This is a genomic window from Streptomyces sp. NPDC059142 (genome assembly GCF_042755665.1).
GTDB lineage: Bacteria > Actinomycetota > Actinomycetes > Streptomycetales > Streptomycetaceae > Streptomyces.
In genome coordinates this window covers 1-6,865 of record NZ_JBHZDA010000174.1, presented here as the reverse complement: position 1 = coordinate 6,865, position 6,865 = coordinate 1, and the positions used below count along the sequence as shown (strand labels likewise).

The following is a 6,865-nucleotide window of genomic DNA, read 5'->3' as shown; positions in this document are numbered from 1 at the left end:
GCGCTCACCTATCCTTCTCTCAGGCTCGCCGTCGCGCCGGCCCCGCCCCCCGGCGCCCCCCCCCCCCCACAACCCCCCCCGGTCGCTCCGCCTCGTCAGGTGGTGGTGATGGTGAGGATCGCCGAACTGGTGCGCTGGTGCGCCGCGTTCTCGGCGGCGAGCCGGAAGTAGAACGTCCGGCCCGCGGCCAGGCCGAAGGTGAACGACTCGCCGGTCAGCAGCGGCCCGGTGGCCCGGACGAAGCAGGGACCGTCGGCGGTCGTGGGCCCGGCGCAGCTCACCTCGCGGTAGCCGGTCGTCACCGTGTCGGCCGGGTCCTTCGGATTCCACCGGACGGTCACCTGCTGGGCGATCGCGTCGTAGGTGTACGTCAGACCGGTCGGCGCCGGTGGCAGTGCGACGCGGGTGACGGCCGGCGCCGCCACCGCCGGAACCGTGGTCGCTCCCCCCGCCGCCGCCAGCGCGACGGCTACCGTCATCGCGCGGCAGGCCGTCCTCATGCGGTCGCGCATGTCCCCTCCAAGGTGTCGGTCGAGTCGAACGGCGGAACGGTACGGGCCCGGTCCGCCGCCCGGATGACGGGAGGGGGGCGGCGAGGTGGCCTGTGGCCGAAGTCCCTTCGTCGCGGGCGGGGTTCAGTCCGCCGACAGCCTGGTGTCGGGCACCCGCCAGGCGGCGATCACGAAGGCGGTGAGGGCGACGACGGCGCCGGTGAGGAAGACGACCTGCATGGCGCTGACATAACCGTCGAGGAAGGGCTGGGCTGCGCGGGGGTCGAGCGCGTGGAGGAAGGCCGAGTCCTGGAGGTTCACGGTGTTGTCGGGACGCAGAACCCCGTCGAGCGCGCGGGCGTTGTCCGGTTCCTCGGCGATACGGCGGAAGGCCGGCTGGGGGACCGCCGTGTCGTGGCGTTCGCCTATCCGCGCGCCCGCGAGGGAGAAGAGGATGGAGAGGAACGCGGCGGCGCCCACCGTACCGCCGTTGGAGCGGAAGAAGTTCACCGAGGCGGTCGCCGCGCCCATGTCGCCGCGGGGCACCTCCGACTGGGCGAGCGTGGTGATGGTCTGCATGGCGGCGCCGATGCCGGCTCCCATGAACAGCATGCCGATGGAGACGTACCACATCGGGCTGTCCGTGCGGAGGGTCGCGAACACCACCAGGGAGAGCGTCAACGAGGCGATGCCCAGGACCAGATGGACCTTGAACTTCCCCGTCCTGGACATCATCCGTCCGACCAGCAGGGTCACCGACACGTTGGCCACCACGGTGGGCAGTGTGGCCATCCCGGCCTCCACCGGGCTCATGCCCTGGGCGAGTTGGAGGTAGAGCGGCAGGGTGGTCATGGTGCCGAACATGGCGATGCCGACGACGAAGTGCAGGACGGCGCCGAGCCGGAAGGCCCGTATACGGAAGAGCCGGAGCGGCAGCAGGGCGGCGTCCCCCATCCGGCGTTCCAGCAGGACGAAGAGGGCCAGGCCGACCGCTCCGAGCCCGTACGCGGTCAGGGCCCGGCCGGAGCCCCAGCCCCAGGCCCGGCCCTGCTCCGCGACGACGAGCAGGGGGACGATCCCGAGGGCCAGCGCCAGCACCCCGCCGTAGTCCAGACGGTGGCGCACGGGCTGGTGCGGGACGTGCAGCACCCGCAGGATCACCACGACGGCCACCACCGCGAGCGGCACGTTGAGCAGGAAGATCCAGCGCCAGCCGTCGAGGCCGAGCAGGATGTCCTGTCCCGCGAACACCCCTCCGACAAGGGGCCCCGCGATGCTCGCCCCGGCGAAGACCGCGGTGATGTAGCCCTGGTAGCGACCGCGTTCACGGGGCGAGGTGAGGTCGGCGATGATCGTCATGGCGAGCGACATCAGCCCGCCGCCGCCGAGCCCCTGTACGGCGCGGAAGGCCGCCAGTTCGTAGATCGAGGTGGCGAAGCCGCAGAGCAGGGAGCCCGCGGCGAACAGCACGATCGCCCACAGGTAGACCGGCCTGCGGCCGTAGATGTCGGAGAGCTTCCCGTAGAGCGGGGTGGCGATGGTGGCGGTGACGAGGTACGCGGTCGTCACCCACGCCTGCGCGGTCAGTCCGTGCAGGTCGTCGGCGATGGTGCGCAGCGCGGACGAGACCACGGTCTGGTCGAGCGCCGCGAGGAACATGCCGATCATGAGCCCGGAGAGCACGGTGACGATCTGCCGGTGTTCCAGCCGTGGCGTGGCGACGGCGGTGTCGGGGGGTGGGGAGGGCGGCATGGGAACCTTCTCGCTGCGTGTGCGTTGCTGCGGACGGGACGCGGGGCAGGCCGAGGCCCCCGGCCGACGGGGCGCGGGGGCTCGGACCGGGCCCGGCGGTGCGGGCGGCCGGACGGGATGCCGAAGGGAACGCCGGACGGGATGCCGGGCGGGGTGCCCGACGAGCGGTCAGACGAGCGGTCAGACGATCTTCTGGAGATCCGTCACCGCGGCGTCGATCTCCGGCAGTGTCAGCATCGCCAGCCGGGCCTCGCGCGCCCTGGCCAGGACGGCGGGGTCGGCGAGCACCGCGCGTGCGGTCGTGGCGATGCCCTCCGGCGTCCTGTCGGTGATCTCCCGGCCGAGACCGAGCCCCTCCACCCGGCGCGCGTTGGCGAACTGGTCGCCGAACTGGGGCAGCACCGCCATGGGGGTGGCCGTGCGCAACGCCTCCCGGATGCTGTTGAAGCCGCCGTGGGTGAGGAACAGGTCGACGGACTCCAGCAGCAGGGGCTGCGGCACCCGGTCGGTGATGTGCACGTGCGGCGGGAGCCCCTCGGTGTCCGCGGGGAGTCCCGAGGTGGCGACGACGACGGTGCACTCCTCCAGCCGCGACACCGCCTCGATCATCGACCGCAGCGTCTCCACCGGGTCCGGCATGTCCACCGGCAGCCGGCCTTCCTCGTCGGCGGCGGCGAGGTCCCTGATCATCGGGAGCGCGGTGCCGAGCGCGGCGAGCACCAGCGGCCGGTCGGTGGGCAGTCGCGCGATCCACTCGGGCAGTACGGAGCCGCGGTCCACGGTCACGGTCTGCCGGTAGGACCACGACGGGGGCAGGTGCTGGGCGAACGAGAAGGCCGGCGGCACGTAGTCGACGCGCCCGTGGGGGACGATCGACAGGGGGTCCTCCTGGACGGGCAGCCCGAGCTCCTCGCGCAGTTCGTTGAGGACGGGCAGCACCGCGGCCGGGTCGACGAGGTTGCTGGTCCCCGACGGGGTGGGCAGTTGCGGTACGCCGAGGTGCTCCGCGATCAGGCAGGAACTGAGGTCCATACCGTCGCGCAGGATCAGGTCGGGGCCGAACTCCCGGGCCGCCGGGAGGTTCTCCTCCCAGAGCTTCCTGGCCATCGGGCCGGCGATGATGTGGGGCACGAGACGCTCCAGGGCGTCCTGCGGCGGATCGCCGCCCTGGTCCGAAAGGTTCGCCCGCTCGATGAGTTCGGGGGTGACGAAGGACCGCGGCGTGAACTCGCCCGTACGGGCGTCCACCCGGACGTCGTCCTGGGCGAAGACGGCGGCGAGCGTCGGGTTGGTGACCACGAGCACGTCGTGTCCGGCCGCCGCGAGCGCCCGGGCCAGCGGAAGCTGTGCACGGCCGTGGGAGGGACTACCGAGCGTGGTGAACAGTACTCGCACGACAAGCCTTTCTGTGGGGGTCGAGAGTGGTACGGAAGGTCGGGAGTTACGGAAGGTCGGGAGCGGTACGGAGGGAGCGCGCGGTCAGCGCGCCATGGCCAGCGGACGGCCGATGCCCTCCCAGGTGAGCCCGGCTCTGTCGAGCCGCGCGGGGTCGAGGATGTTGCGGAAGTCGTAGACGAGCGGCGCGGCGAGCCGCCCGGCGACAGCCTCCCAGTCCAGACCCCGGAACTGGGGCCATTCGGTGAGGACGACGCAGGCGCGGGCCCCCTCGGCCGCGTCGGGCGCGGTGCCGGTGAGGGTGAGCAGATCGCCGAGGTCGGGGCGGAGTTCGCTGAGGGCCGGGTCGTACGCGGTCAGCTCGGCGCCCTGTTCCCGCAGCAGCCGGGCGACGGCCAGGGCGGGTGAGTCGCGCAGGTCGGAGGTGCCGGCCTTGAAGGTGAGCCCGAGCAGCGCGATCCGTACGCCGCGCAGGGAGCCGTCGGCCCCGGCGCAGCCGGCGGCCACCCGTTCGACGAGCAGCCGCTGGTGGGCGACGTTGGTCTCGATGGTGGCCCGCAGCAGCGGGAACTCGACGCCGGACTCCTCGCAAACGCGCAGCAGCGCGTGGGTGTCCTTGGGCAGGCAGGAGCCGCCCCAGCCGGGGCCCGGCCGGAGGAAGGCGCCGCCGATACGCGGGTCGTGGCCGATCCCGGCGACCACGTCGTCGATGTCGGCGCCGAGCCGTTCGCAGAGCGTGGCCAGGTTGTTCGCGAAGGACAGCTTCAGCGCGAGGAAGAAGTTCGCGGCGTACTTGGTGAGTTCGGCGCCGGCGGTGTCGGTGACCACCCGCGGCGCTTCGATGCCGACGTACAGGTCCGCCACCCGCCGGGCGGCGTCCGGGTCGGCGGCGCCGACCACGATCCGGTCGGGGTGGAGGAAGTCGTCCACGGCGTGCCCCTCGCGGAGGAACTCGGGGTTGCTCACCACGGTCACATCGGGGCGGCGGAGCAGCGCCGCGACGCGCTCGGCGGTGCCGACCGGCACGGTGGACTTGTTGACCACCGTGCAGCCGCGCGGCAGCCGGTCACGGACCTCGTCGGCGACGGCTTCGACGGCGGCCAGGTCGGCGGCGCCTCCGACGCCCATCGGGGTGGGCAGGCAGAGGAAGACCGTGTCGGCCTTCTCCACGGCCGCGCGGGTGTCCCGCACGAAGGTGAGGCGGCCGGAGTCCAGCCCCGCGCGGACGGTCTCCGCCAGACCCGGTTCCAGGATGTCGACCTCCCCCCGCCGGAGCCGTTCGACCTTGTGCGCGTCGGCGTCCGCGCAGACCACCTCATGTCCGAGGGAGGCCAGACAGGCGCCGGTGGTCAGTCCGACGTAGCCGGTTCCCACCACGGTTATATGGCGCAGTTCCATGAGAATCACCGATTCCGGTCGTTCGGGTGTCGGCCTCGCCGGGGGCGGGCGCCTCGGTCGTCGCGGGGACGGGGCAAGGGGCCTGACGAGGGTGTCCGGCCCGGCGGTGGCTCGGGTCCGACGCCGTCGTCGGACCACTTCGTGAAGGGCGGGTGCCGAAGATCAACGACCCGCGCCGACACGCTACTTCGATCACCGAAGTATTTGTCAACGATCGATGACATTGGTTGGCGGCTTTTGGACAGCGTGGGCCGGCACCGGGAGCATGTACGGAACGGCCCGACGGAGGAGAACCAGATGGACAGACCCGAAGAGGCGAAACGGAGCTGCGCCGGACGCACGGCGCCCCGCAGATACGATGCCGCGGGCACCCGGGCGGCCCTGATGAGCGCGGCGGCCCGGCGCTTCGGACGGTACGGGTACGACGGCACCAGCATCCGCGACATCGCCAGGACCGCCGAGGTCGACGCGGCTCTCGTCTACCGCTACTTCGGCTCAAAACAGGGGCTCTTCGCGGCGGTCGCGAGCAGCGGAACCGCCCTGTTCGAGCCGTTGCGCCATCTGCCGATGGAGGACGTGGCGCAGTGGATACACCAGATCGCCTTCGAGGGCCCCGGGGACGGTGAGATACCGCATCCGGTGCTGACGCTGCTCCGCTCCCCCAGCCGGGAGGAGGCCGTCGGGCACATCCGCGCCGATGTGACCGAGGTCTTCTCGGAGAGCTTCGCCCGGCGTCTCGACGGCCCCGACGCGGAGATCCGCGCCGAGTTGCTGGCGGCGCTGATGATGGGCATGACCCTGATGCGGGTGGCCGTCCAGCCGCCCGCGCTCAGCTCCGCGCCGGACGCGGCCGTACTGCCCTATCTCAAAGGGGCCGTCGACTCGCTGCTGAACCCGGGGAGCGAGGGAGGGACGGCGGACGACGAGGCGGAACGGGACTGCCCGCGCGAGGGGTCGGAGCCCTAACAGCCCCTGGATTCAACGGTGTTGACCCGTCCATCGGGCGCGGGGCCCCTTGACGCCCCCTGTCCCGGCTGGTTACTTACGCCTCCGGAGCCACCGTCGGCCGTTCCCCGGCACACGACGGTCCACCCCCCACAGGAGGATCCCCGTATGAGTCCACGACGGACCACCGAGTCCATGGAACGAGCGGCCGTACCCGGGCGCCACCGGCGTGGCGGAAGGGTGGCCGCCGTACTGGCGGCCGCCGCGCTGGCCGGCGCCGTACTGGCGGGTCCCGGCGTCGCCCAGGCCGTCCCGCACACCGCGCAGGAGCCCCGGAGCCAGGTGGCGGCGGCCGACATCACCTGGCGGCTCGAACGCGCGAGCAACCCCACACAGGACCAGTTGACGGCGTACGGCCTGATCACCTCGGCCATGAACGCGGCGGTGGCGCGCTACAACAACCTCAGCGATCTGGGGAAGAGCATCACCGTCCGCTACGAACCCGGGGTGCCCACCGCCGACGGCAACATCAACGGGACCATCCGGTTCGGCAACCGCGCCTACATGACCGAGAGGACCGCGCTGCACGAGATCGCCCACACCATCGGCGTGGGCACCAGCGGGGGCTGGTCCTCCCTCACCACCGGCGGTACCTGGCGGGGCGCGCAGGCCACGGCGCTCGTCAAGCGGTTCGACGGCTCGGCCGCCACGCTCTCGGCGGGCGGCGGTCACTTCTGGCCGTACGGTCTGAACTACGAGAACGAGTTCTCGAACACGGCGGGCGACCGCCATGTCCAGATCGTCGCCGCCATGGTCCGGGACGGCCTGTAGCCCTCCACGGTCCGCGGGCCGGTGCCCGGGAGCGCACACCCGCCCCCGGGCAC

6 protein-coding genes are annotated in these 6,865 nt (G+C 72.2%); 2 read left to right on the top strand and 4 right to left on the bottom strand.

Annotated elements, in window-relative coordinates:
- Positions 1–95: 95 nt before the first annotated feature.
- From ACFXPK_RS32120 to ACFXPK_RS32105, 4 genes are all read right to left on the bottom strand, one after another.
- A complete protein-coding gene (locus ACFXPK_RS32120; protein ID WP_385080679.1) occupies positions 96–512 on the bottom strand; it encodes a fibronectin type III domain-containing protein in 417 nt (138 codons plus the stop codon).
- Positions 513–635: 123 nt separating this feature from the next.
- Positions 636–2,243 (bottom strand): MDR family MFS transporter, encoded by a 1,608-nt coding sequence (locus ACFXPK_RS32115; protein WP_385080677.1) that lies wholly within the window; start codon positions 2,241–2,243, stop codon positions 636–638.
- 180 nt (positions 2,244–2,423) lie between these two features.
- Positions 2,424–3,638 carry a glycosyltransferase gene (locus ACFXPK_RS32110; protein WP_385007483.1) on the bottom strand — a complete coding sequence of 405 codons (1,215 nt, stop codon included), beginning with the start codon at positions 3,636–3,638 and terminating at the stop codon, positions 2,424–2,426.
- Positions 3,639–3,722: 84 nt separating this feature from the next.
- A complete protein-coding gene (locus ACFXPK_RS32105) occupies positions 3,723–5,036 on the bottom strand; it encodes a UDP-glucose dehydrogenase family protein (RefSeq protein ID WP_385080680.1) in 1,314 nt (437 codons plus the stop codon).
- Positions 5,037–5,333: 297 nt separating this feature from the next.
- Here ACFXPK_RS32105 and ACFXPK_RS32100 point away from each other — a divergent pair, with 297 nt between their 5' ends.
- Positions 5,334–6,002 (top strand): TetR/AcrR family transcriptional regulator, encoded by a 669-nt coding sequence (locus tag ACFXPK_RS32100; RefSeq protein WP_385007943.1) that lies wholly within the window; start codon positions 5,334–5,336, stop codon positions 6,000–6,002.
- A 147-nt stretch (positions 6,003–6,149) separates the two neighbouring features.
- Positions 6,150–6,812: a hypothetical protein gene (locus ACFXPK_RS32095; RefSeq protein ID WP_385080675.1), complete on the top strand. Its 663-nt coding sequence runs from the start codon at positions 6,150–6,152 to the stop codon at positions 6,810–6,812.
- Positions 6,813–6,865 lie beyond the last annotated feature (53 nt).